The 22278-nt window shown below is 72.7% G+C and carries 16 protein-coding genes and 4 pseudogenes; 8 read left to right on the plus strand and 12 right to left on the minus strand.

The window, feature by feature from the left end:
* Positions 1-238: 238 nt before the first annotated feature.
* The 3 genes and pseudogenes from ABZ880_RS37585 to ABZ880_RS37595 form a co-directional block, all read right to left on the minus strand.
* Positions 239-1666, minus strand: coding sequence for an MFS transporter (locus ABZ880_RS37585; RefSeq protein ID WP_361272720.1), 1428 nt, complete (start codon positions 1664-1666; stop codon positions 239-241).
* A gap of 91 nt (positions 1667-1757) precedes the next feature.
* The gene (locus ABZ880_RS37590; RefSeq protein WP_361272722.1) at positions 1758-2258 is read right to left on the minus strand and encodes a metallophosphoesterase; all 501 of its coding nucleotides are present in this window, start codon (positions 2256-2258) and stop codon (positions 1758-1760) included.
* A gap of 59 nt (positions 2259-2317) precedes the next feature.
* A pseudogene (locus ABZ880_RS37595) lies at positions 2318-2743 on the minus strand (SAM-dependent methyltransferase); the annotation flags it as partial.
* Between ABZ880_RS37595 and ABZ880_RS37600 the strand changes: the two are divergent.
* The 3 genes and pseudogenes from ABZ880_RS37600 to rfbC all read left to right on the plus strand — a co-directional run bounded on the left by ABZ880_RS37600 (position 2696) and on the right by rfbC (position 5946).
* Positions 2696-3264: pseudogene (locus tag ABZ880_RS37600) on the plus strand (isochorismatase family protein). The pseudogenes ABZ880_RS37595 and ABZ880_RS37600 sit on opposite strands and share 48 nt — an antisense overlap.
* A 122-nt stretch (positions 3265-3386) precedes the next feature.
* Positions 3387-5333 carry a glycosyltransferase gene (locus ABZ880_RS37605; RefSeq protein ID WP_361272725.1) on the plus strand — a complete coding sequence of 649 codons (1947 nt, stop codon included), beginning with the start codon at positions 3387-3389 and terminating at the stop codon, positions 5331-5333.
* 4 nt (positions 5334-5337) lie between these two features.
* On the plus strand, positions 5338-5946 hold the full coding sequence (gene rfbC, locus ABZ880_RS37610) for a dTDP-4-dehydrorhamnose 3,5-epimerase (RefSeq protein ID WP_361272728.1): 609 nt from the start codon (positions 5338-5340) through the stop codon (positions 5944-5946).
* Here rfbC and ABZ880_RS37615 read toward each other — a convergent pair.
* From ABZ880_RS37615 to ABZ880_RS37645, 7 genes and pseudogenes are all read right to left on the minus strand, one after another.
* A complete protein-coding gene (locus tag ABZ880_RS37615) occupies positions 5936-6739 on the minus strand; it encodes a class I SAM-dependent methyltransferase (RefSeq protein ID WP_361272731.1) in 804 nt (267 codons plus the stop codon). The two genes, rfbC and ABZ880_RS37615, sit on opposite strands and share 11 nt — an antisense overlap.
* On the minus strand, positions 6736-7608 hold the full coding sequence (rfbD, locus tag ABZ880_RS37620) for a dTDP-4-dehydrorhamnose reductase (RefSeq protein ID WP_361272733.1): 873 nt from the start codon (positions 7606-7608) through the stop codon (positions 6736-6738). The genes ABZ880_RS37615 and rfbD overlap by 4 nt, the downstream gene beginning before the upstream one ends.
* Positions 7605-8573 carry a dTDP-glucose 4,6-dehydratase gene (rfbB, locus tag ABZ880_RS37625; protein WP_361272736.1) on the minus strand — a complete coding sequence of 323 codons (969 nt, stop codon included), beginning with the start codon at positions 8571-8573 and terminating at the stop codon, positions 7605-7607. Before rfbB ends, rfbD begins: the two co-directional genes overlap by 4 nt.
* Entirely contained in the window at positions 8570-9637 is a 1068-nt protein-coding gene (locus ABZ880_RS37630) for a glucose-1-phosphate thymidylyltransferase (RefSeq protein WP_361272739.1), read from the minus strand. Before ABZ880_RS37630 ends, rfbB begins: the two co-directional genes overlap by 4 nt.
* Positions 9638-9734: 97 nt before the next feature.
* Positions 9735-9914 carry a hypothetical protein gene (locus tag ABZ880_RS37635; protein WP_361272741.1) on the minus strand — a complete coding sequence of 60 codons (180 nt, stop codon included), beginning with the start codon at positions 9912-9914 and terminating at the stop codon, positions 9735-9737.
* A 156-nt stretch (positions 9915-10070) separates the two neighbouring features.
* Positions 10071-10382 (minus strand): annotated as a pseudogene (locus tag ABZ880_RS37640) (CBS domain-containing protein); the annotation flags it as partial.
* A 49-nt stretch (positions 10383-10431) separates the two neighbouring features.
* Positions 10432-11400, minus strand: a complete 969-nt coding sequence (locus ABZ880_RS37645) for an alpha/beta hydrolase (protein WP_361272744.1) — start codon at positions 11398-11400, stop codon at positions 10432-10434.
* 203 nt (positions 11401-11603) lie between these two features.
* Here ABZ880_RS37645 and ABZ880_RS37650 point away from each other — a divergent pair, with 203 nt between their 5' ends.
* Positions 11604-12059 (plus strand): MarR family transcriptional regulator, encoded by a 456-nt coding sequence (locus tag ABZ880_RS37650; protein ID WP_361272747.1) that lies wholly within the window; start codon positions 11604-11606, stop codon positions 12057-12059.
* Here ABZ880_RS37650 and ABZ880_RS37655 read toward each other — a convergent pair.
* Positions 12046-14550 carry a SpoIIE family protein phosphatase gene (locus ABZ880_RS37655; protein ID WP_361272749.1) on the minus strand — a complete coding sequence of 835 codons (2505 nt, stop codon included), beginning with the start codon at positions 14548-14550 and terminating at the stop codon, positions 12046-12048. The two genes, ABZ880_RS37650 and ABZ880_RS37655, sit on opposite strands and share 14 nt — an antisense overlap.
* 142 nt (positions 14551-14692) lie before the next feature.
* Here ABZ880_RS37655 and lanKC point away from each other — a divergent pair, with 142 nt between their 5' ends.
* The 4 genes from lanKC (at position 14693) to ABZ880_RS37675 (ending at position 21588) form a co-directional block, all read left to right on the plus strand.
* Positions 14693-17260, plus strand: a complete 2568-nt coding sequence (lanKC, locus tag ABZ880_RS37660; RefSeq protein WP_361272752.1) for a class III lanthionine synthetase LanKC — start codon at positions 14693-14695, stop codon at positions 17258-17260.
* A gap of 73 nt (positions 17261-17333) precedes the next feature.
* Complete coding sequence (locus ABZ880_RS37665; protein WP_361272755.1) at positions 17334-17450, plus strand: SapB/AmfS family lanthipeptide; 117 nt, start codon at positions 17334-17336, stop codon at positions 17448-17450.
* A gap of 106 nt (positions 17451-17556) precedes the next feature.
* The gene (locus tag ABZ880_RS37670) at positions 17557-19269 is read left to right on the plus strand and encodes an ABC transporter ATP-binding protein (RefSeq protein WP_361272758.1); all 1713 of its coding nucleotides are present in this window, start codon (positions 17557-17559) and stop codon (positions 19267-19269) included.
* Positions 19270-19611: 342 nt separating this feature from the next.
* The gene (locus ABZ880_RS37675; RefSeq protein ID WP_361272761.1) at positions 19612-21588 is read left to right on the plus strand and encodes an ABC transporter ATP-binding protein; all 1977 of its coding nucleotides are present in this window, start codon (positions 19612-19614) and stop codon (positions 21586-21588) included.
* On the opposite strand, the pseudogene ABZ880_RS37680 reads toward ABZ880_RS37675, so the two are convergent.
* Positions 21514-22098: pseudogene (locus tag ABZ880_RS37680) on the minus strand (response regulator transcription factor); the annotation flags it as partial. The gene ABZ880_RS37675 and the pseudogene ABZ880_RS37680 overlap by 75 nt on opposite strands.
* Positions 22099-22278 lie beyond the last annotated feature (180 nt).

The raw sequence follows: 22278 nt of genomic DNA on the forward strand, positions 1-22278 counted from the left end.
GCGCCCTTTAGGAGCCGACCGAAATTCGGTGTGTGAGGTGGTTCCCGGAGGGGTAAGCGCCGCACAACGGAGGCATCTATGCCCCCTGACACAGCACCTCTGCGGGAAGGAGGTCCGTGACAGCGCACACTCGCAGCGCCCGGGCCGCTCGCAGATGCATGCAGCGGCCCGGATCTTGTTGAGCGGCCCCTAATCCTGTTGCACGGCGCCGCCCGAGCCACCTTTCACCGCCCGCAGGTCACCGCTCGCCGCCAGGTATCAGGGCGCCCGGCAGCAGCATCAGCACGAGCATCGCGGCGGCCGCGTAGAGGCCCGCGGCTCCGAGCGCGACGGCATGGAAGCCCCGTACGAAGCGCGTCTCGTCGGCAGGCTGTCCGGCGACCGCGCCGGCCACCGCGATACCTATCGCACCGCCCGTCTGACGTGCGGTGTTGTTCATCGCGGAGGCCAGCCCTGAGCGCTCGGCGGGGACGGCGGCGATGGCCGCGGCGACGACCGCCGGGGTAAGGAAGCCCATCCCGATACCCCACAGCAGGAACGCGGGGAGCAGGACCAGGTACGAGGAGTGCGGCTCGGCCAGGGCCAGCAGCGCGAGCCCTGCCGTGGCGACCAGCAGGCCCGCGGCGGCCGGAAGGCGCGACCCTGTGCGGCTGGTGATGCGTCCGCCGAGGGGCGCGAGGATCGCGAGCGGGGCGAAGAGGGGGATGACCGCGGCGCCCGCGAGCAGCGCCGAGCGGTGCTGGACGGACTGCAGGAACAGCATCAGCGCGAACAGCGTGCCGAGCGTGCCCAGGTTCATGATCCCGGCCGCCACGTTCGCCGCGTCGAATGCGGGGCGGCGCAGCAGCGATACGGGCAGCATCGCGTCGTCGCCGCGGCGTATTTCGGCCATGGTGAGCGCCGGTACGGCGAGGAGGGCGAGCACGACGGCCGCGAGCACCTGCGGGGATCCGGCGCCCGCCCGTCCGCCCTCGATGAAGGTGTAGGTCGTCGTCAGCAACAGCAGGCTGCCGAGCAGCAGTCCGGGCACGTCCAGGCGCCGGGCCTGCTCCTCCCTGCTTTCCCGCACGATGGCGGCGGACCACACCAGGGCGACCAGCACGATCGGCACGTTCAGCAGGAAGATGGCCCGCCAGCCGAGAGAGTCGGTGAGCGCGCCGCCGAGCAGCGGGCCCGCGGGCAGTGCCAGGCTGCCGATGCCGGCCCAGACGCCTATCGCCCGCGCCCGAGCCCCCTGGTCGCGGAACGCGCGGCTGATGATGGCCAGCGTGCCCGGCAGCAGCAGCGCCGCGCCGACTCCCTGCGCGACCCGGGCGGCCACCAGGGTGGGCACGTCCGGGGCGAGCCCGCAGGCGAGTGAGCCGAGGCCGAAGACGACGAGCCCGGCGAGCACCACGCGCCGGTGCCCGTACAGGTCTCCGGCCGTGCCGCTGGTCAGCATGAGGGACGCGAGGGCCAGGGCGTAGCCGTCGACGACCCACTGGAGGCCGCCGACGTCGGTGCCCAGGCCTGAGCCGATGCTCGGCAGGGCGACGTTGACGATGGTGACGTCGAGGAGCACCAGGAAGTAGCCGGTGCACATCACGAACAGGACGGTGCGCGGCGAGCCCGCGTGCCGTGCGGGGCTCACCGCACGCCGCAGAAGCGTTGCCGGTGATCCAGTCATGATTCATTGGTAACAGCCGGGTCTGACACTGCCGTCGCACCGTGGTCGCGGCCGTCCCGGGTGCCCCGCCCCACTGCTCCGAAACCGGCGGCTACCTCGGAGGCAGGCGGTGCAGCTGTACGTCCGTGAGCAGCCCGTGGTCGGCGGTGGCGGTCATGTAGGTGCAGTGTGGCTGGCGGCGGCGGTCGGTCGGGGATCCGGGGTTGAGCAGGCGCAGTCCGCCGGGGGCGGTGGTGTCCCACGGGATGTGGCTGTGCCCGAACACCAGCACGTCGAGGTCCGGGAAGCGGGCGGCACAGCGTGCCTCGCGTCCCTGTGCGGGACCCGTCTCGTGCACGACACCGAAGCGCAGGCCGCCGATCTCGGCGTACGCGACTTCGGGCAGTCTGGCCCGCAGCGCCGGTCCGTCGTTGTTGCCGTACACGCCGACGAGCCTGCGGCAGCGGCTCTCCAGCAGGTCGAGGGTGGCGGTGTCGACCCAGTCCCCGGCGTGGAACACGACGTCGGCGTGCGGCAGTTCGGCGAGGAGCCGGGCGGGTAGCTCCTTGGCGCGCTTGGGGAGGTGGGTGTCGGTCGTCAGGAGGAGGCGCACACGGGCAGCCTAGAGAGAACCCCCGCGTCGCCGGGTGAGCGGGCCGCCCGGTGCGTCGTTCAGGGCTTGCGGCCGGCCCCGCACCACATCGGCAGCCGGCCGGGCGTCGGGGTGTCCGGGGCGTGCGCATGCCACTCGGGGAGTTCCACGACGCCCGGCGCGAGGAGTTCCGTACCGGTGAAGAAGCGGCTGATCTCGACGTGGGTTCGGGGTGTCGCGCCGGCGTGGTCGGCGGCTCGTTCGTTGTACACGCGCATCGACTCGGCGACCTCCTCCGCCCCGATGTCCGCTGCGGGGTGGGACAGGACGAGGTGGCTGCCCGGTGCGAGGGCGTCGAGGAGCCGGCGGGTGAGGGCGTAGGGGTCCTCGGCGTCGGGGACGTACTGCAGGATCGCGACCAGCATCAGGCCCACGGGCTGTGCGAGGTCCAGCGTCTCCTGGGCCGCCGTCAGGATGCGGTCGACCTCGCGCAGGTCGGCCTCCAGGGCGGTGTCGCCGCCGCGCCCACGCAGTCGTACACCGGCACAGAGGTCGTCACCCGTTCCGCTGAACTCGCCGACGCCTTCCGCAACCGCGGGCTGCCGGTGGTCCTGGTCCGGCCGCCGACGGCGCGGACCTCGTGCCCGGCCGCACCGAGACGCCCCGCCCCGGGGGCGCCCGCGCCGAGGGGTGGGACACGGTCGTCGGTGAACTGGCCGGTCACCCCGGCGACATCACCGTCACCAAGCGCAACCGGGGTGCCTTCCACGGGACCGATCTCGACGTCCGGCTGCGCCGTCGCGCAGTCACGCAGATCGTGCTGACCGGCATCGCCACCAGCATCGGCGTGGAGTCGACCGCCCGCGCCGCCCATGAGCACGGCTACCACGTCACGCTCGCCACCGACGCCATGAGCGACCTGGCGCCCGAGGCCCACCGGAACGGTGTCGAGCGGATCTTCCCGCGTCTGGGCGAGACCGGCACCACGGCCGGGATTCTGGATGTGCCGGCCAAGACACACGGGTGAGCCGAACCCCGAAAGTGATCAAAAAAGGGGGCTGCGAGTGGGACAAAGACCCCCGCCGGGTTAGCATCTGGCCACCGCACCCAACACAACACGGCGAGCGACCCGAGGGGGCTCGGAGCCCGATGCCGGTCAAGGTCAGCGTCATCGTCCCCGTCTACAACCCGGGGCCCTACATCGAGGACTGCATCGCCTCGCTGCTCAAGCAGTCCCTACCGCCCGACGAGTACGAGGTGATCTTCGTCGACGACGGCTCCACCGACCAGACCCCGGCCCGGCTCGACGCGCTCGCCGCCGAGGAGCCCCGGGTCCGGGTGTTCCACCAGGAGAACTCCGGCTGGTCGGGCAAGCCCCGCAACGTGGGCATCGCCGCCGCGCAGGGCGAGTACGTCATGTTCGTCGACAACGACGACCATCTGGGCGACGAGGCCCTGGAGCGGATGTACGGCTACGGCGTCGAGAACGGCGCGGACGTCGTCGTCGGCAAGATGGCCGGTCAGGGCCGGTCGGTGCCGGTGGAGTTGTTCCGCCGCAACCGCCCGCGCGCCTCCGTCGAGAACGCCCCGCTCATCGACAGCCTCACCCCGCACAAGATGTTCCGCAAGGCGTTCCTCGACGAGATCGGCCTGCGCTTCCCGGAGGGCAGACGCCGGCTGGAGGACCACGTCTTCGTGACGGAGGCGTATCTGCGCGCGGCCAACGTCTCCGTGATCGGCGACTACGTCTGCTACTACCACATCCGCCGGGACGACGCCTCCAACGCGGGCTTCCAACGCTTCGACCCGGTCGGGTACTTCAAGAACCTGCGCGAGGCCCTGGACGTCGTCGACCAGTACACCGAGCCGGGCAAGGTGCGCGACTCGCTGCACCGGCGCTGGCTGCGCGTGGAGATGGTGGAGCGGCTGCGCGGCAAGCGGCTCCTCACCAAGCCGGACGACTACCGGCGCAAGCAGTTCGAGGAGATCCACCAGGTCGCCGCCGAGCGTTTCGGCCCGGGTGTCGCGGCCGGTCTTCCGCCGACGCAGCAGGTCGTGGCCGCGCTGATCGCCGCCGACCGGTACGACGACATCGTGGCGTTCGCCGAGTGGGAGGCAGGGCTCGCCCTGTCGGCCCGGCCGGGGACCGTCGAGTGGCGGGAGGGCAGGCTGCGGATCGAGTTCGCCGCGGAGTTCACGGCGGGCGGTACGCCGCTCAGCTTCCCCGGCGGCGGGGTGCGTGCCCCGCTGGACGGGCCGCCGCCGAACGTCGCCGAGGCGGTGGCGTGGGTGGGCGCCGACACCGTCGCCCGGTTCGGCACCGCCGGCCTGGACCTGCTGGTGCGCGAACGCGCAAGCGCCGCCCAGTACTTCCAGCCGGTCGAGCTCACCCGGGAGATCGTGCCGGTCGAGGACAGCGGCGCGGTCCGGCTGGTGCTGAAGGCGACGGCCACCGTCGACCCGTCCGGCGCCATGGACGGCACCGCGCTGCGGGACGGGCTGTGGGACACGTACGCCCGGGTCAGGCTGGGTGGCTGGAGCAAGCAGTCCCGCATCGGGCCGGGCCCGCGCAAGGCCCGGCCCGCCGCGCCCGCGGCTGTCGTCGGCGGGCGCGTGGTGCTGCCGTACTGGACCGACCAGCACGGCAATCTGTCCCTGGACGTCGACCGTGCTACCAAGCGGCTGGGCCTCGGCCGTCTCCAGGATGTCGATGTCTCCGGGGAGCGACTGCGCACGGCGCTGCCGCTGCACGTCCCCGCCGAGACGGGCGTGCTGCTGCGGCTCACCTCGTCGGACCGGACGGTGGAAGCGCCCGGCACGCTGTCCCCGGCCGGGGACGGGGCGGTGCTGGAGGCCGCTCTGCCCGTCGCCGACCTCGCTCGGGCGACCTGGCGGACAGCGCTGTGTCCGGCGCCCGACGCGGACGAGCGGCGCTTCCTCCCGCTGCCGCTCACGCTGCGCGGGGACTCGAACTCGGTCAAGGTGGTACGGACTCCCAGGCCCGGCAACGTACGGCGGCTGGCCCGCAGGGCGCGCCGCGCGCTCGCCGCGGTGCTCGGCCGGCGGACGGCGGCCCGGACCAAGCGAAAGGCGTGACAGCGTGCGATCACTGGGGATAGAGGGCGCCTGGACGCTCGAACCGAAGGTCTTCCCGGACGAGCGGGGCACCTTCCACGAGTGGTACCGCGGCGAGGAGTTCCGCGAGGCGACCGGCTACGACCTGTCGCTCGCGCAGGCCAACTGCTCGGTCTCCCGCTGGGGCGTGCTGCGCGGGGTGCACTTCGCGGACGTGCCGCCCGGGCAGGCCAAGTACGTGACCTGTGTGCGCGGGGCCGTCCTGGACGTGGTGGTCGACCTGCGCGTCGGCTCGCCCACCTTCGCGCAGTGGGAGGCGGTACGGCTCGACGACGACAGCCGGCACGCCCTGTTCCTCGCGGAGGGCCTCGGGCACGCCTTCATGTCGCTCACCGACGACGCCACGATGGTGTACATGACCTCGACCGGCTACGCGCCCGAGCGGGAGCACGGCGTGCACCCGCTCGACCCGGACCTGGGCATCACCTGGCCCGAGGACATCCCGCCGGTCCTGTCGCCGAAGGACGCCGAGTCGCCGTCGCTGGCCGAGGCCGTGGAGTCCGGACTGCTGCCGACGTACGAGGCCTGCGCAGCCCGCTACGAGGAGCTGCGCAGGCCGCCGTTCAGCGGCTGACGGCGAAGGCGTCCAGGGAGGTGCGCAGCGCCTCCCAGCCGCGGGAGCGCTTCAGACCGCGGTTGCGGGCGCGCACCAAGGGGCGCCAGAAGTCCGCTCCCAGCAGCGTCTCGGGCTTGACCGCCTTGACCCGCTCCAGGACGGCCTCGGGCACCTTCTGCGGGTCGGGCACCTCGAACTCGGCGATGATCTCGTCGTACTTGTCCTTGAGCACGGTGCTCTTGGGGTCGGCGCCGAAGACGACCAGCTGGCCGGTGGGCTGGGTGTCGACCAGGACGGTCACCAGGTCGGGCCGGTAGCGGTTCAGGATCTCGATGACCTTGTAGACGTCGCCGGTCCAGGCGGTGGTGTGCCGGTCGCGGGCCGCCTCGTCGATGCTGCGCGGCAGCATGTCGTCGAAGACGATCACGCTCGACCAGTCGGAGTGCTTCTCGATGTTGATGAAGTCCCGCAGCGCGTACTCGAACAGGTGCATACCGTCGATGAACGCCAGGTCGAGCGTGGTGCGCCGCCAGTAGCCGAACGGTGCGCGGCCACGGCGCAGGTTGCGCACGGGGTGGCGGCCGCCCTTGAGGTGGGCGAGGGGGTTGTCGCGGGCGAAGAAGTCGTCGCTGGTGGCCTTGACCAGGTGGACGTCGCACCGGATCTCCGTGACCACCTTGAACGCGGGGTCGACCGCGATACTCGGGACGCGCGACAGCTTCAGGCTGCGGCCGTCGTTGACCCCGATCTCCAGGTAGTTGCGGTTGGCGGTGACCTTGTGCAGGTCCCGCAGGAACTCATGGCGTTTCACGAAGGGGACTCCTTGCGGATTCGGGGAAGTGCTTCGTGCAGGGCGGTGCGCCAGTCGCGCAGCGGCGGCAGGCCGAGCTCCTGCCAGCGGTCGTGGGCGAGGGCGCTGTACGCGGGGCGGGGCGCGGGCCTCGGGAAGGCCGCGCTGCCGACGGGGCGCACCCGGTCCGGGTCGGCGCCGAGGTCGCGGAAGACCTCGCGGGCCAGCTCGTACCAGGTGGTCTCGCCGGAGCTGGTGGCATGGAAGACACCGCAGGCGCCCCGGCCGAGGCGGGGGCCGAGGTCGGCGAGGCGTGCGGCGACGTCGGCGCTCCAGGTCGGCTGTCCACGCTGGTCGTCGACGACGTCCAGGGTGTCCCGGCGGGACTCCAGGTCGATCATCGTGCGGACGAAGCTACGCCCGTGGACGCCGTAGAGCCAAGCCGTTCGCACGATCGCGCTCGCCTCGGGCAGTTCCTCGAGCACCGCTCGCTCGCCGGCGAGCTTGGTGCGGCCGTAGGCGGTGCGCGGGGCGGGAGGGTGGTCCTCCGGGTACGGGGTACTGGCGTCGCCTGCGAAGACGTAGTCGGTGGAGACGTGGACGAGGCGGGCGCCGGTGGCCGCGCAGGCGCGAGCGAGGAGGCGGGGTCCGTCGCCGTTGATGCGCAGGGCGCGGTCCTCGTCGGTCTCGGCGTCGTCGACGGCGGTGTACGCCGCGCAGTTGACGACCAGTTCGGGGCGGCACTCCGTGAACGCCCGCTCGATCGCCTCGTGCCGGGTGATGTCCAGGGCCGTGTGGTCCAGGCCCGTCACGTCCTCGCCGCGCCGGGCCAGTTCGTCGACCGTGTCACGGCCGAGCATGCCGCCGGCGCCGGTGACCAGCCACCTCATGGCGTCCGCCGCTTCAGGGGTTCCCACCAGGCGCGGTTGTCGCGGTACCAGGCGACGGTCTCGGCGAGGCCGGTGGTGAAGTCGTGGCGCGGGCGGTAGCCGAGCTCGTCGCGGGCCTTGCTCCAGTCCACCGAGTAGCGCAGGTCGTGTCCCTTGCGGTCCTCGACGTACTCGACCCGGTCCCAGTCGGCGCCGCAGGCCTCCAGCAGCAGGCCGGTGAGTTCCCGGTTGCTCAGTTCGGTGCCGCCGCCGATGTTGTACACCTCCCCCGGCCGGCCCTGGGTGCGTACCAACTCCACGCCCTGGCAGTGGTCTTCGACGTGCAGCCAGTCGCGGACGTTGAGCCCCTCGCCGTACAGAGGGACGTTCTTCCCGTCGAGGAGGTTGGTGACGAAGAGCGGGATGACCTTCTCGGGGTACTGGTGCGGGCCGTAGTTGTTGGAGCAGCGGGTGACGCGGACGTCCAGGCCGTGGGTGCGGTGGTAGGCGAGGGCGAGGAGGTCGGAGGAGGCCTTGGAGGCGGAGTAGGGGGAGTTGGGCTGCAGCGGGTGGTCCTCGGGCCAGGAGCCCGACTCGATGGAGCCGTAGACCTCGTCGGTGGAGATGTGCACGAAGGGCCCGACGCGGTAGCGCAGGGCCGCGTCCAGCAGAACCTGGGTGCCCACCACGTTGGTCAGGACGAAGTCGGTCGCGCCGGCGATCGAGCGGTCCACATGGGACTCGGCGGCGAAGTGCACCACCTGGTCCGCCTCCGCCATCAGCTTGTCGACCAGCTCGGCGTCGCGGATGTCGCCCTGGACGAACTCCAGCCCGGGGTGGTCGAGATCGAGGTTGTCGAGGTTGCCGGCGTAGGTGAGCTTGTCCAGCACGGTGACCCGGGGCGCGTCGGGCGCCTCGGAGGCCAGCAGAGTGCGGACGTAACTGGAGCCGATGAATCCGGCGGCGCCGGTGACGAGGAGATTCATGTATGGATCTGCACCTTGCTGTGGTCTCCGAGGACTAGGCGGTGGGCGCTGGGCACGCTGGGAGCCGGGGTCACCTCGACATGGCGGCCGATGAGGGAGTTCTCGATCCGGCCCACCCCGAGGATCGAGGAGTCGCGCAGCACGATGGAGAACTCCACCTCGCTGTCGGTGATCCGGCAGTTCTCCGCGACGGAGGTGAACGGGCCGACGTAGGAGTCCTGGACGACGGTGCCGGCACCGATCACGACCGGGCCGACGATGCGCGAGTTCACGACCCGCGCGCCCTCCTCCACGACGACCCGCCCGATGGTCTCGGAGGCCTCGTCCACCTCGCCGTCGATCCGGCGGTCGAGGCCTTCCAGGACGCTCCGGTTGACCTCGAGCATGTCGACGACGTTCCCGGTGTCCTTCCAGTAGCCCTTGATGACGGTGCAGCGCACGTCGGCGTGGCTGTCGATCAGGTGTTGGATGGCGTGGGTGATCTCCAGTTCGCCGCGCCAGGACGGGCGGATGGCGCGCACCGCGTCGTGGATGAGGGGCGTGAACAGGTAGACGCCCACCAGGGCGAAGTCGCTCTTGGGGTGCTCGGGTTTCTCCTCCAGGCCGATGACCTGGCCGGCGGCGTCGAGTTCGGCGACGCCGAACGAACGGGGGTCGGCCACCCTGGTGAGCAGGATCTGGGCGTCGGGGCGATGTCTCTGGAACTCGTCGACGAGGGCGGTGATGCCGCCGACGATGAAGTTGTCGCCCAGGTACATGACGAAGTCGTCGTCGCCGAGCCAGTCCCGCGCTATCAGCACCGCGTGGGCCAGCCCGAGGGGCCGCTCCTGGGGAATGTAGGTGATCTCCAGACCGAACTTGGAACCGTCGCCGACTGCTTCCTGGATCTCGGCGGCGGTGTCTCCGACGATGACGCCGACCTCGGTGATACCGGCGGCGGCGATGGATTCCAGTCCGTAGAAGAGCACGGCCTTGTTGGCAACGGGCACGAGCTGCTTGGCCGATGTGTGCGTGATCGGCCTCAGTCGTGTACCGGCGCCACCGGACAGCACGAGAGCCTTCATTTGGTTCACCCTAGCGTCGATCGTCGTATGACGACCGTTGTCGGGATGACTTGCGCGTTACGGCCGTGCTGCGCAGGCGGCCGGGCTGCGGCGCCGGTCAGTCCTCGCCCCGCACGATGTTGCCCTCGGGGCCCGCCTGCTCCGTTCGGGTGGCGCCCTCGTCGAGGACGGCCGGAATGCAGGTCCGCACGACGCCCTTGCCTCGCAGGCGACGGGCCTTCGACCAGCCGCTCTCGGGGCGACGGATCACGAGCTTGTCATCAATGTGCGTCGTCACGGCGGTTCATCTTCCTTCTGCATCAGTACTCGCGGACCGGGTCCCCGGCGGCGGCCCGGTCAAACGCCGCGACGCGCCGCCGGCCCGCCCGCCCCCGATGCCGCGCCTGCCGCCGTCGGACCCAACTGTCCTGCCCCGGGGCGCAGTTTCGCGTGCTCAGGTGTTGGGCCGCGCGGCGCTGATGCCGCCGAGCGTCAACTCCGGGGGCGCGCTCCATGGCCAGGTCGTCGAGGGAGACCCTGCCGACCGGGTGGCCGCGGTCGACGACCAGGATCCGGCGTACGGCGCACGCATCAGCCGTATCGCGCGGTCCGGGTCATCGTCGGGGCCTACGGTCACAGATCGTCGCTGCACGCGCCGGCCACGGTGGTCTGCTCGGGGTCGCCGCCCTCGGCGAGGGACCGCACGAACCCGGCCGCGGTCGGTGACCAGGCCGTGCAGCCGGTCACCGTCGAGGACAAGGACGGCGGCGCGGGTCGTCGCCGTCCGGACGTCGGGCAGCCCGCCGGGCCGGCGGTCAGACGGTGCCGAGGGCCGTGCGCAGGGTGGTGATCGCCTGGCTGATGGCGGCCTCGGCGGCGTGGGTTTCGCGCAGGGCGTTGAGCATCACGAAGTCGTGGATGATGCCCTGGTAGCGGACCGCGGTGACCGGGACGCCGGCCTCGCGCAGCTTGTTGGCGTACGCCTCGCCCTCGTCGCGCAGGACGTCGGCCTCGGCGGTGATGACCAGGGCCGGCGGGAGTCCGGTGAGCTGGTCGGCGGAGGCCCGCAGCGGGGACGCGGTGATCTGGGTGCGCTCGGCCTCGTCGGTCGTGTACTGGTCCCAGAACCACTGCATGGCGTCCCGGCGCAGGAAGTAGCCCTCGGCGAACCGGTGGTAGGAGCCGGTGTCGAAGCTCGCGTCGGTGACCGGGTAGAAGAGCACCTGCTGCACCAGCGGGACGTCGCCGCGCTGCTTGGCCATCAGGGTCAGGGCGGCGGTCATGTTGCCGCCGACGGAGTCGCCGGCCACGGCCACCCGGGAGCCGTCCAGGTTCTTGGCTGCGCCCTGCTCGACGACCCACTTCGCGACCGCGTAGTTCTGCTCGATCGCGACCGGGTAGCGGGCCTCGGGCGACAGGTCGTACTCGGGGAAGACGACCGCGGCGCCGGTGCCGACGGCCAGTTCGCGCACCAGACGGTCGTGGGTGTGGGCGTTGCCGAACACCCAGCCCGCGCCGTGGATGTAGACGATCGCCGGGAGGGTGCCGGTTAGGCCGGCCGGGCGGACGATGCGGGCGCGGACCTGGCCGGTGGGGCCACCCGGCACGGTGATCCACTCCTCGTCGACGGCGGGCTTGGCGATGTCGCCGGACTGCACCTCGTCGACGGTCTTGCGGCCGTCGGCCGGGCCGAGGTCGAACAGGTAGGGCGGGTTGGCGGTGGCCTCGACGAAGGCCTGGGCGGCGGGCTCGAGGACGGGGCGGGGTGCGGTGGTGCCGGTCATGAACGGCCTCCTCGGATCGGGGTGCCGCGAACGGGCTCCGGCGGGATGCCGGGCCGCCGCTGCGGCACACCAGAGACAGTAGCGTGCGATTAAGTCGTGCACAACTTATTTGCTTGAGATTTATTTGTGCCCGATAGAATAGGACGGACCCGAACGTTAGAGTGGTGATCGCCGTGAACAGGACAGCAACCGGGAGCCGTGCCGTGAGCCCAGCCGCAGCCGAGCCGAGCGAGGGGTCGCTCCTCCTGGACGACCAGCTCTGCTTCGCCCTCTATGCCGCCTCCCGCGCCGTCACCGCGCGCTACCGCCCGCTGCTGGACGAGCTCGGCCTGACGTACCCGCAGTACCTGGTCATGCTCGTGCTGTGGGAGCAGGACTCGATCTCCGTACGGGACCTGGGCGCCTCGCTCCAGCTGGAGTCCAGCACGCTGTCGCCGCTGCTCAAGCGGCTGGAGGCGGGCGGGCTGCTGCGCCGGGAACGGCGGGCGGAGGACGAGCGGTCGGTGGCCATCCGGCTGACCGAGGCCGGGGCCAGGCTCCGGGACCGGGCGGGCGAAGTCCCGCTCGCCATCGGCGACGCCATGGGTCTGACCCCCGAGCAGGACGCCGCCGCCAAGCAGCTCCTGCGTCTGATCACCGCCAACGTCACGGACGGCTGAGCACGATCTCCGCCCACACCTGCTTGCCGCCGCTGACCGGCACGGTTCCCCATGTCTCCGACATGGCCTCGACGAGGAGGATGCCGCGGCCGCCGGTGGCCTCCCAGCCGATGCTGGTGGGCTTGACGGGGGTGCGCGGCGAGGAGTCGGCGACCGAGACCCGCAGCCGGTTGTCGAGCAGGGTGAGGTCGAGGCGGACCTGGCCGTCGGTGTGCACCAGGGCGTTGGTGACGAGCTCGGAGACGACGAGCAGGACCGTGTCCGCGTCGTCCCGGGACACGCTCCAGGCGCGCAGGGTGCGCCGCGTGAAGCGGCGGGTGTGCCCGACGGCCTCGGGGACGCGCCACACCGTCCAGCTCTCGCGCAGCGGGCGCAGCGCCATGCCGTCGTAGCGCAGCAGGAGCAGGGCGACGTCGTCCGCGCGCTGGGCGCTGCCGAGCAGGGCGTCGGCCACGAGGCCGAGGTGGGCGGGGTCGGCGTCGGACAGTTCATGGGCGAGCCGGTCCATGCCGTCGTCGATGTCGGCCTCGGCGGACTCGACGAGCCCGTCCGTGGTGAGCGCGACCACCGTGCCGGGCTGCAGCCGGAGCACGCTCATCGGGAACTCGGCCTGCGTGACCACGCCGAGCGGCGGCCCGCCGTCCGACTCGGGGATCTCGGTGCTGCCGTCCGGGAGGCGCAGCACCGGCGGCAGATGTCCGGCGCGCACGTACCAGGCGGAGCCCTCCTCCATGTCGACGTCGACGTAGCAGCAGGTGGCGAAGAGGTCGGTCTCGATGTCCAGCAGCAGGCGGTTGGCGTGGGAGACGACCACGTCCGGCGGGTGTCCCTCGACGGCGTAGGCGCGCAGGGCGGTGCGCATCTGGCCCATGAGGGTGGCGGCGGCCGTGCTGTGGCCCTGGACGTCGCCGATGACGAGGGCGACGTGGTTGTCGGGCAGCGGGATCACGTCGTACCAGTCGCCGCCGACCTCGAGACCGGCGGTCGCAGGCAGGTAGCGGGCGACGGCGACCGCGCCGGGCAGCTTGGGCAGGCGGCGCGGCAGCAGCTGGCGCTGGAGCATGCCGACGAGTTCGTGTTCGGCGTCGAAGGCGTGGGCGCGCATCAGGGCCTGGCCTGCGAGGCCGGCCGAGGCGGTGAGCAGGGCGCGTTCGTCGGGGCCGAAGTCGTGCGGGGTGTCCCAGCCGATCAGGCAGGCGCCGGCCATGCGGGTTCCGGCGGGCAGTGGCAGCACGGCGAGGCCGCCGGGGCCGACCTCGGCGAGGGCGGGTTCCAGCGGGGTGCCGGCGGGCCAGATGTGGGCGCGGCCCTCGCGCAGGGCGGCGGCCAGCGTGGGCATCGCGCGCACAGGTGCGTCGGGCCACTCGGTGCGCCACTCCAGGCGCCACAGCTCGGGCCAGGACTCCGGTTCCGGCGGTTCCAGGACCGTCACGACGAGCCGGTCGCCCTCGAGTTCGGCGAGCGCGATCCGGTCGGCCTGCAGCGGCTTGCGCAGTGCGGAGACCACGGCCTGGCTGACGTCGCGGACGGTGCCCGCGGTGGCCAGGGCGGCGGCGAGCCGCTGGACGCGCGCCACGTCGGTGACGTCGGAGCGCAGCTTGGAGGCGTCGGCGACCGTGCCGACCAGCTGCGCCGGCCGGCCCTCGCCGCCGGGCACCAGGCGCCCGCGCAGCCTGAGCCACTTCGGCGGGCCCGAGGGCTGCAGCACCCGGAACTCCAACTCGCGCTCGCCGATGGACATGTGGTCGGCCTCGGTCACCGACATCAGCGAGGGCAGGTCCTCCGGGACGGTCAGGCCCAGGAGGGTCTCGACCTTGCCGTCGAACTCGGCGCGGGTGAGGGCGAACAGCTCCAGGATGTCCTCGCCGACCTCGACCCGGCCGCTGTCCATGGCGAGGCTGAAGGCGTTGGACCGCAGCTCGCCGCCCTCGGCGGCCCGGGCCGGGGCGGGGCCGCCGACGGCGTCGGCGATCAGCTCCAGGCACTTGCGGTCCTCGGTGTCGAAGCCGTCGGGCCGCTCGCTGACGGCCAGCAGACAACCGCCGCCGCCGTCCCCGCGCGCGGGCAGCACCGCGACGAAGAACTCCCGCGAGGGCGTGCGCCGCGACTCGGCCGCCTCGGCGAGTTCCTTGGGACCGAGCCACAGCGGGCTGCCGGAGCGGTGGCCGTCGGCGACCGGGGAGCGTCCGGCGCCGGGATAGCTGTCGCGCAGCCCGAACTGGGTCCTCGGCACACCGGCCGACTCGGCCAGGCACAGCAGGTCGCCGTCCTCCCCCGGCGTGTAGAGACCGGCGAACGAGGCGCCGGCGAAGACCAGGGCCTGTTCCAGGACGCGGCGCAGCCGTTCGGGCGAGGGCGGACCGGAGGTGAGCGCTCTCAGGGCACCTTCGGCACGCAAAGTTCTCGTTCTGCGTCCCTCCGCGCCCTCACTGACCACGTCCGCAATTACAGCGCGTATGAGCCGTCTGCGCAGCCCCTGTGAGCGTTCCATGGAGGTCAGCAGGCGTGTCCGATCGAAAGGCGCCGAACATGTCTTAACGCATGCGTACCGCACGGTGATCTCGTGACAGGCGTGACTGTCCGGTGCCGCGGACCGGCTGGAAGTCTCGATGCCGGGCCACGGAGGGGGATCCATGGACAAGCGGTACGAGGTGTACGCGCTCGCGGACAGACACTTCTACGAGACGCCGGACCGGCTCGCCGCGGCCGGACAGCAGGCCGCGCCCGAGTTCGAGACCGCCCGTCGCGAGGTGCCCGAGGGCTGGCAGGCGGCGCGGATCGGCGACTGGCTGACGCTCACTCCGCTGGAGGCGGACGGGAACCCGGTGCGGGGCCCGTCCCAGGGCTGGAAGATCCACGCATCGGCCACCCGGGCGAACGCCGAGCGGATCGCCGCGATCGTGTGGGACTACTGCGTGCCGCGCCGCATCCCGTTCAAGTTCGTGCCGGGCCCGCATCTGCTGCACCTGCGCAACACCAAGTACGCGGGCCGCGACACCAGCGGCAAGTTCGTCACCGTCTACCCGGCCGACGAGGAGCAGCTCCACCAGGTGCTGCGCGAGCTGGGCCGGCTCCTCGAGGGCTTCGAGGGGCCGTACATCCTCACCGACCTGCGCTGGTACGACGGGCCGCTCTATGTCCGCTACGGCGCCTTCGCGCGGACTTTCGTCGTCGACGAGCGGGGCTCGCTCGTGCCGGCGGTGCGGGACGGCGCGGGGACGCCGGTGCCGGACCGGCGGGCGCCGTCGTTCCAGGTGCCCGAGTGGGTGACACTGCCGGCGTTCCTCGAACCGCATCTGGCGGCCCGCAACACCACGACGGTGGGCGACCTGCCGTACCGCATCGAGAAGGCGCTGCACTTCTCCAACGGCGGCGGGGTCTACGTGGGCACCGACACCCGCGACGGACGCAAGGTGGTGTTGAAGGAGGGGCGGCCGCATGCGGGGCTGGCCTCCGACGGCGCGGACGCGATCGCCCGGCTGGAGCGCGAGAAGTGGGCGCTGGAGCAGGTGGCCGGGACGGGCGTGGTGCCCGAGGTGCGGGACTGGTTCACGCTGGGCGACCACCGGTTCCTGGTCATGGACTTCCTCGAGGGACGCCCGCTCAACTCCTTCTTCGCGCAACGCCATCCGCTGCTGACGCCGGACCCCGACCCGGATGCCGTACGGGCCTACGCGGAGTGGGCGGTACGCATCCATGGCGCCGTCGAGCGTGCGGTGGAGGCGGTGCACGCGCGCGGGATCGTCTTCAACGACCTGCACGTCTTCAACATCATGGTCGCGCCCGACGAGGAGTCGGTGTCCCTGCTCGACTTCGAGGCGGCGGCGCCGGTGACGGAGAACGGCCGCCAAGTCGTCGCGCATCCCGGCTTCTTCGCCCCGCCCGACCGGACCGGCATCGACGTCGACCGCTATGCGCTGGCCTGCTTACGGCTCGCGCTGTTCCTGCCCGTCACCACGCTGTTCGTGGTCGACCGGGGCAAGGCGGCGCATCTGGCCGAGGTGATCGCGGAGCAATTCCCCGACGTACCGCGGGAGTTCCTGGACGAGGCGGTCACGGAGATCACGCGGGGCGCGGGGGTCGGTGTCCCGGCGTTCGTGCGGCCCGGCGACTGGCCGCACAGCCGTGACTCGATGGTCAAGGCGATCCTCGCCTCGGCCACCCCGGAACGCGACGACCGGCTCTTCCCCGGCGACATCGACCAGTTCTCCGACGGCGGCGGGCTCGGGCTCGCCCATGGCGCGGCCGGGGTGCTGTACGCGCTGGCGGAGACCGGCGCCGAGCGGTACGAGGAGGGCGAGCGCTGGCTGCTCGCCCGCACGGACCCGGCGCCGGCCGGCACACCGCTCGGCCTGTACGACGGGCTCGCGGGCGTCGCCCATGTCCTGGACCGGCTCGGCCACCGGCAGCGGGCGCTGGACCTGGTCGAGGGCATCCTCGCCGAGAAGTGGCAGAACCTCTCCTCAGACCTGCTCGGCGGCCTCGCCGGCCTGGGCCTCGTGCTCGGCCAAATGGCTTGCACGACAGGCGAGTCGGAGCTGCGCGAGCGGGCCGCCGAGGCGGCGGACATTCTCGTACGACGTCTGGCGGAGCCGCTCCCCGAGACGAGGACGCGGCGGCGGGCCGGACTGCTGCGGGGCGCCGCCGGGCCCGCGCTGTTCCTGCTGCGGCAGTACGAATGGACCGGCGACGCAAGGCTGTTGGAGGCGGCCGCCGTGGCACTGCGCCGGGACCTGGAGTGCTGTGTGGTGCGCGAGGGCGGGTCGCTGGAGGTCGACGAGGGGTGGCGGACGCTGCCGTACCTCGGCGACGGCAGTGCGGGAGTGGGGATGGTCCTCGACGACTACCTCGCCCGAGCCGCCCCCGGAACCGGGGAGTTCGAGCTGGTCCGCCAGGGCATACTGACCGCCGCGACCTGCCGCTTCTACGCGCAGCCCGGGCTCTTCCAGGGCCGCGCCGGCATGATCCTGCACCTCGCCCGCACCGGCGCCACCGACCGCCTGCCCGAACAGCTCGACGGGCTGGGCTGGTTCGCGATGGCCTACCAGGGCCAACTGGCCTTCCCCGGGCACCAGATGATGCGGCTGTCCATGGACCTCGGCACCGGAACGGCAGGGTGCCTGCTCGCGCTCGGCGCGGCCCTGGACGCCGGCTCCACCGCTCAACTGCCGTTCCTGCCGCCGCTGAGGCGGCCCTCATGACGCGGCTCCGCGATCTGACGGAGTCGTGACACAACCCCGTCCCCACGGGTGGACATCGATGAAAGGAAACGAGATGGCACTGCTCGACCTGCAGACGATGGAGTCCGAAGAGCACACCGACGGCGGCGGCGCGAGCACCGTCAGCCTGCTCTCCTGCATCAGCGCGGCCAGCGTTCTGCTCTGTCTCTGACGAGCAGCGTGCGCCCACGGCTCCGGGCGGTCCACTCCCGCGAGGGAGGGGCCGCCCGGGGTCCTGCACATCGTCGCTCCCACCCCGGATGTGAGGCCGCAGCCGTATGACGAGCCGTGCCGACGCCGCACAGCCCTCCGCGTTGCTGAACTCCGCCACGCGGCACAGCGGTTCGCGCTGTGTGGTGCTGTGTCTGGTGAGCACGGCGGCCACGGGGCTCGGTCTGCTGCTGCCGGCCGCGCTCGGCCGCACCCTCGACCTCCTCCTGGCCCACGCCCCGGCGACCCGCTGGGTGCTGTGCTGCGCCGGGATCGTGCTGCTGCTGGCCCTGCTCGACGCCTGCGAGACCGTGCTCGGCGGGACCGTCGACGCCCGGACGACGGCGTGGCTGCGGCGCAGGCTGACCGGGCATGTGCTCGCGGTGGGCCCGCGGGCCGCCGCCCGCTTCGGGCCGGGCGATCTCGTCGCCCGCCTGGTGGGCAACGCGGCCCAGGCCGGGACGGCGCCGACCGCACGCGCCGCGCTGCTCGCCGCGCTGGCCGGTCCCGTCGGGGGCATGGTGGCGCTCGGCCTCATCGACCCGTGGCTCGCGGCCGTGTTCCTCGTCGGAGCACCGGTACTCACCCTGCTGCTGCGCGCCTTCAGCCGTGACACGACCCGCTGCGTGGCGGACTACCAGCAGGTGCAGGGCCGGATCGCGGGCGCACTCGCGGAGGCCGTCGAGGGCCACCGCACGATCGAAGCGGCGGGTACGGCCGACAGGGAGACGGCGCGGATCCTGCGGCCGCTGCCCGAACTGTCCCGCGCGGGCTACCGCATGTGGCGGGTGCAGGGGCGGGCGGCCGGGCGGGCGACCGCCGTGGCGCCGCTGCTGCAGCTCGGTGTCGTGGCCGTGGCCGGGGTGCTGCTCACCCGCCACCGGCTGTCGGTCGGCGAGGTCCTCGCGGCCTCCCGGTACGCGGTGCTCGCCACCGGAGTGGGCGTGCTGGTGGGCCAGTTCGCGGGTCTGGCCCGGGCGCGTGCGGCCGCCGGGCGGCTGAGCGAGGTACTGGCGGAACAGGCGCCCGCCTACGGTTCACGGCGACTGCCCGTGGATGGTCCCGGCCGCGTGGAGCTGCGCGGCGTGACGGCCCGGCGCGGCGACCGCACCGTGCTCGACGGCGTCGACCTGGTCGTCCCCGGCGGCACGACCCTTGCGGTGGTCGGCCGTTCCGGCACGGGCAAGTCGCTCCTCGCTGCGCTGGCCGGCCGCCTGGCGGACCCGGACGCGGGCGAGATCCTGCTGGACGGCGTCCCGCTGCGCGACCTGCCCCACGACGAACTGCGGCGAGCCGTCGGCTACGCCTTCGAACGCCCGGCCCTGCTCGGCACGACCGTGGAGGACGCCATCGCCCTCGGATCCCCGTCCCCCTCCCCCGCGCGCATCCGCGAGGCGGCCCGCACCGCGTGCGCCGACGACTTCGTACGACGCCTCCCGTCCGGCTACGCCACCCGTACCGCCGACGCACCCCGCTCCGGCGGAGAGTCCCAACGCCTCGGCCTGGCAAGGGCGTTCGCCCACGACGGGCGCCTGCTCATCCTGGACGACGCCCTCTCCAGCCTCGACACGGTGACGGAGGTCCAGATCACAAACGCCGTCCTGGCCCACGGATCGCACAACACCCGGCTGCTCATCGCCCACCGCGCGGTCACCGCGGCACGGGCCGACGCGGTGGCATGGCTGGACGGCGGGAGGGTGCGGGCGGTGGGCACGCACGGGGAGTTGTGGCGGATCGGCGAGTACCGGGCGGTGTTCGGGGGCGGGGGCGGGCATGAGTGACGGGGTGCACCGACGGCGGCTCTGCTCGCGGTGGGGCGACGTACGGAGAGTGGGACTTCGGCGCCTTGGAGGTTGTCGGGCGGTGCCCGATGACCGTATGCGGGGCACGTGGACCGGCGGGGTCCATCGGCACGGCCGGGTGCGGGCGGCGCGGCCGCACCCGACTCCGGGGCGGATCACCGGCAGCCGAGCGCCGCGCGAAGACCCGACGCAGACACAGACCGTCCGGACCCGCCGACACGCCCTCCGCAGCCGTCGGAACCCCGTACGGGCAGCCCACCGGCACCCGGAAGTGCTGCGGATCGCCGACGGTCCGGCGGCGCCGAGGGTCGGAGCGTGCCCATGAGCGACGCCAGTCCTCCGAAGCAGGGCGTGGACGTGGCGGAGCGGGTCGGGGTGCGGCACGGCCGTCCGTTCGGCGGTGACGGGCCGGTGCCCGGAGTGGGCGGCGGGGTGTGCGTGCGTGGCCTCCGGTTCCTCCGGGAGCGGTGGCGGGTCGTGGTGCGGCTCGCGGGCTGGTCCGTGCTGGAGACGGGACAGACCTTTCTGACCGGGTACGCCCCGGCGCGAGCCCTCGACGCCGGGTTTCTGCACGGGCGGGCCGGCATCGGGCTCGGCTGGCTCGCGGTGGCCGGGCTCGGGGTCCTCCTGGGCGCCTACGGGACCGCCCGCGTCTACGCTGCCGTGGCAGCACTGGTCGAACCCCTTCGCGACCGGCTCGTCGGGCGGGTCGTCGAGCGCGGGGTGCGGGAGGCCGACGGCGGGGCGCTGTCCGGGCTCACCCAGCAGGTGGAGATCGCCCGGGACACCTTCGCCGGGCTGGTCATGGTCTCCCGGTCGTTCGTGTTCACCGCGGTCGGCGCGCTCGTGGGACTGTTCTCGCTCGCCCCGCTGCTCCTGCTCGTCGTCGGGCCCCCGCTCCTGGCCGGGGTCGCGCTGTTCGCCGCCACGCTACGGCCGCTCGCCCGCCGGCAGGAGGCCTTCCTGGTCGCCGACGAGGCGCTGGCCGACCAGCTCGGTGCCGTCTGCCCGGGGCTGCGGGACATCACCGCGACCGGTGCCGAGGAACGGATCGCCGACGACACCGCGGAACGCGTCGACGCCGAGCTGCGGGCCGCCCGTTCCCTCGCCCGCTGGGGCGTGCTGCGCGTGGCGGCCCTCGCGATCGGCGGCCGGCTCCCGATCGTGCTGCTGCTCGCCGCCGCCCCCTGGCTCCTGACCCACGGCGTCACCACCGGCGCGCTGGTCGGCGCCCTCGCCTACGTCACCCAGTCGCTCCTGCCGGCCCTGCGCAACCTGGTCCACGGCCTGGGTATCAGCGGCGCACGACTCACGGTGGTCCTGCGGAGGCTCGCGCCCGGGCGGCAGACAGGTCATGCGGCAGAACCCGAGCGCCAAGGAATCCATGTGCTCCAGCCACTCTCCGCCCACCACGACCGCTCGATCCCCGCCCCCGCCCTCACCCTCTCCTCCGTCACCTTCGCCTACGGCCCCACCGCCGCCCCCGTCCTCGAGAACCTCGACCTCGAGCTCCCGCCCGGCACCCACCTGGCCGTCGTCGGCCCGAGCGGCATCGGCAAGTCCACGCTCACCGCTCTGGTCGCGGGGCTGCTGGAACCCCGTGGCGGAACGATCCGGGTCTGCGGGGAGCCCGTGCCGTCGGCTGCTGCCGCGGCGCGGCGCGTGCTCATCCCGCAGGAGGCGTACGTCTTCACCGGCACCGTCGCCGAGAACCTGGCCCACCTCCGGGCGGACCCCGTGCCCGAGGCGGAGCTGCTCGCGGCGGTCGAGGCGGTCGGGCTCGGCCCGCTGGTCGAGGCGCTCGGCGGGCCCGGCGCCCGGGTCGATCCCGCGGCGCTCTCCACGGGCGAACGGCAGCTGATCGCGCTGGCCCGCGCCTACCTGTCGTACGCCCCGCTCGCCCTTCTCGACGAGGCGACCTGCCATCTGGACCCGCAGGCCGAGGCACGCGCCGAGCGTGCCTTCGCGCGGCGGCCGGGCGGCACCCTCGTGGTCGTCGCCCACCGCATCAGCTCGGCCCGGCGCGCGGACCGGGTGCTCGTGATGGACGGGCGCGGCACGGCGTACGGAACGCACGACGCGCTCCTGGAGGACTCGCCGCTGTACCGGGATCTGGTCGGCAGCTGGTCGCCCGGGCCGTCAGAGCCAGCCCTCACCCTGCGAGATGCGGATCGCGTCGATGCGGTTGCGGGCCCCGGTCTTGCGGGTGATGGCCGCCATGTAGTTGCGCACCGTCCCGTGGGACAGGTGCAGGCTTCCCGCGATCTCCGCGACGGACGCGCCCTCGGCGGCGAGTGACAACACACTCAACTCCCGCCGGGTCAGCGGCATTTCGGCGGCCTTGAGGAAGCCGAAGCCCAGCGAGTCGTCGACGAAACGTTCCCCCTGGGCGACGCGCCGGATCCCGCGCACCAGATGCTCGGGCGAGCCCTCCTTGTCGACGTAGCCGAGCGCGCCCGCCTCGATCGCCCGTTTCAGCAGGCCGGGCCTGTTCGCACTGGCAAGGACGAGAAGTCTGGGCGGCGCCGGATCAGGGATCCTCGGACACAGCTCGCCGAGCGGCGGGATGCCGTACGCGTCCGCACACTCCATGTCCGCCGCGCAGACGTCGGGCCGTAAGGACCGTGCGCGGCCGAGTGCGTTGCGCCATGGGGTGTCGTCCACGCCCAGGTCGGGTTCTCGTCGCAGCCACTCCGCCAGCACAGATCGCACCAGACACTCGTCGTGCACCAGTAGCACCCGGATCACTGCCGCCTCCCCCTCAGCTCGCGTACGCCGGTTCCGTGTGGTCTTGAGCGCGTGCCCCATTGTTGGCGGCCCTGACCGTTCATGGGCGCGAAGAATCGGCCACGAGGTTGCGCGGGGGCGCACGCGCGGCGCCCGTACGCCACCGCGCGCATCGACTGAGGTGGCATGGGTCGGCGCCGAGGGGGTACGCGAGGGCTCTTCACCGTGCCGCGGGCGTTTCTGTGCCCAGATACGGAGCGG

The organism is Streptomyces sp. NPDC047043 (genome assembly GCF_040644055.1).
Taxonomy (GTDB): Bacteria; Actinomycetota; Actinomycetes; order Streptomycetales; family Streptomycetaceae; genus Streptomyces.

Bases quoted from the DNA above. Each gene is read 5' to 3' on its own strand.
- ABZ880_RS37585 (WP_361272720.1), bottom strand. From the start codon at position 1,666: ATGACTGGATCACCGGCAACGCTTCTGCGGCGTGCGGTGAGCCCCGCA.
- ABZ880_RS37605 (WP_361272725.1), top strand. From the start codon at position 3,387: ATGCCGGTCAAGGTCAGCGTCATCGTCCCCGTCTACAACCCGGGGCCC.
- rfbD (WP_361272733.1), bottom strand. From the start codon at position 7,608: ATGAGGTGGCTGGTCACCGGCGCCGGCGGCATGCTCGGCCGTGACACG.
- rfbB (WP_361272736.1), bottom strand. From the start codon at position 8,573: ATGAATCTCCTCGTCACCGGCGCCGCCGGATTCATCGGCTCCAGTTAC.
- ABZ880_RS37630 (WP_361272739.1), bottom strand. From the start codon at position 9,637: ATGAAGGCTCTCGTGCTGTCCGGTGGCGCCGGTACACGACTGAGGCCG.
- ABZ880_RS37645 (WP_361272744.1), bottom strand. From the start codon at position 11,400: ATGACCGGCACCACCGCACCCCGCCCCGTCCTCGAGCCCGCCGCCCAG.
- ABZ880_RS37655 (WP_361272749.1), bottom strand. From the start codon at position 14,550: ATGGAACGCTCACAGGGGCTGCGCAGACGGCTCATACGCGCTGTAATT.
- lanKC (WP_361272752.1), top strand. From the start codon at position 14,693: ATGGACAAGCGGTACGAGGTGTACGCGCTCGCGGACAGACACTTCTAC.
- ABZ880_RS37665 (WP_361272755.1), top strand. From the start codon at position 17,334: ATGGCACTGCTCGACCTGCAGACGATGGAGTCCGAAGAGCACACCGAC.
- ABZ880_RS37670 (WP_361272758.1), top strand. From the start codon at position 17,557: ATGACGAGCCGTGCCGACGCCGCACAGCCCTCCGCGTTGCTGAACTCC.
- ABZ880_RS37675 (WP_361272761.1), top strand. From the start codon at position 19,612: ATGAGCGACGCCAGTCCTCCGAAGCAGGGCGTGGACGTGGCGGAGCGG.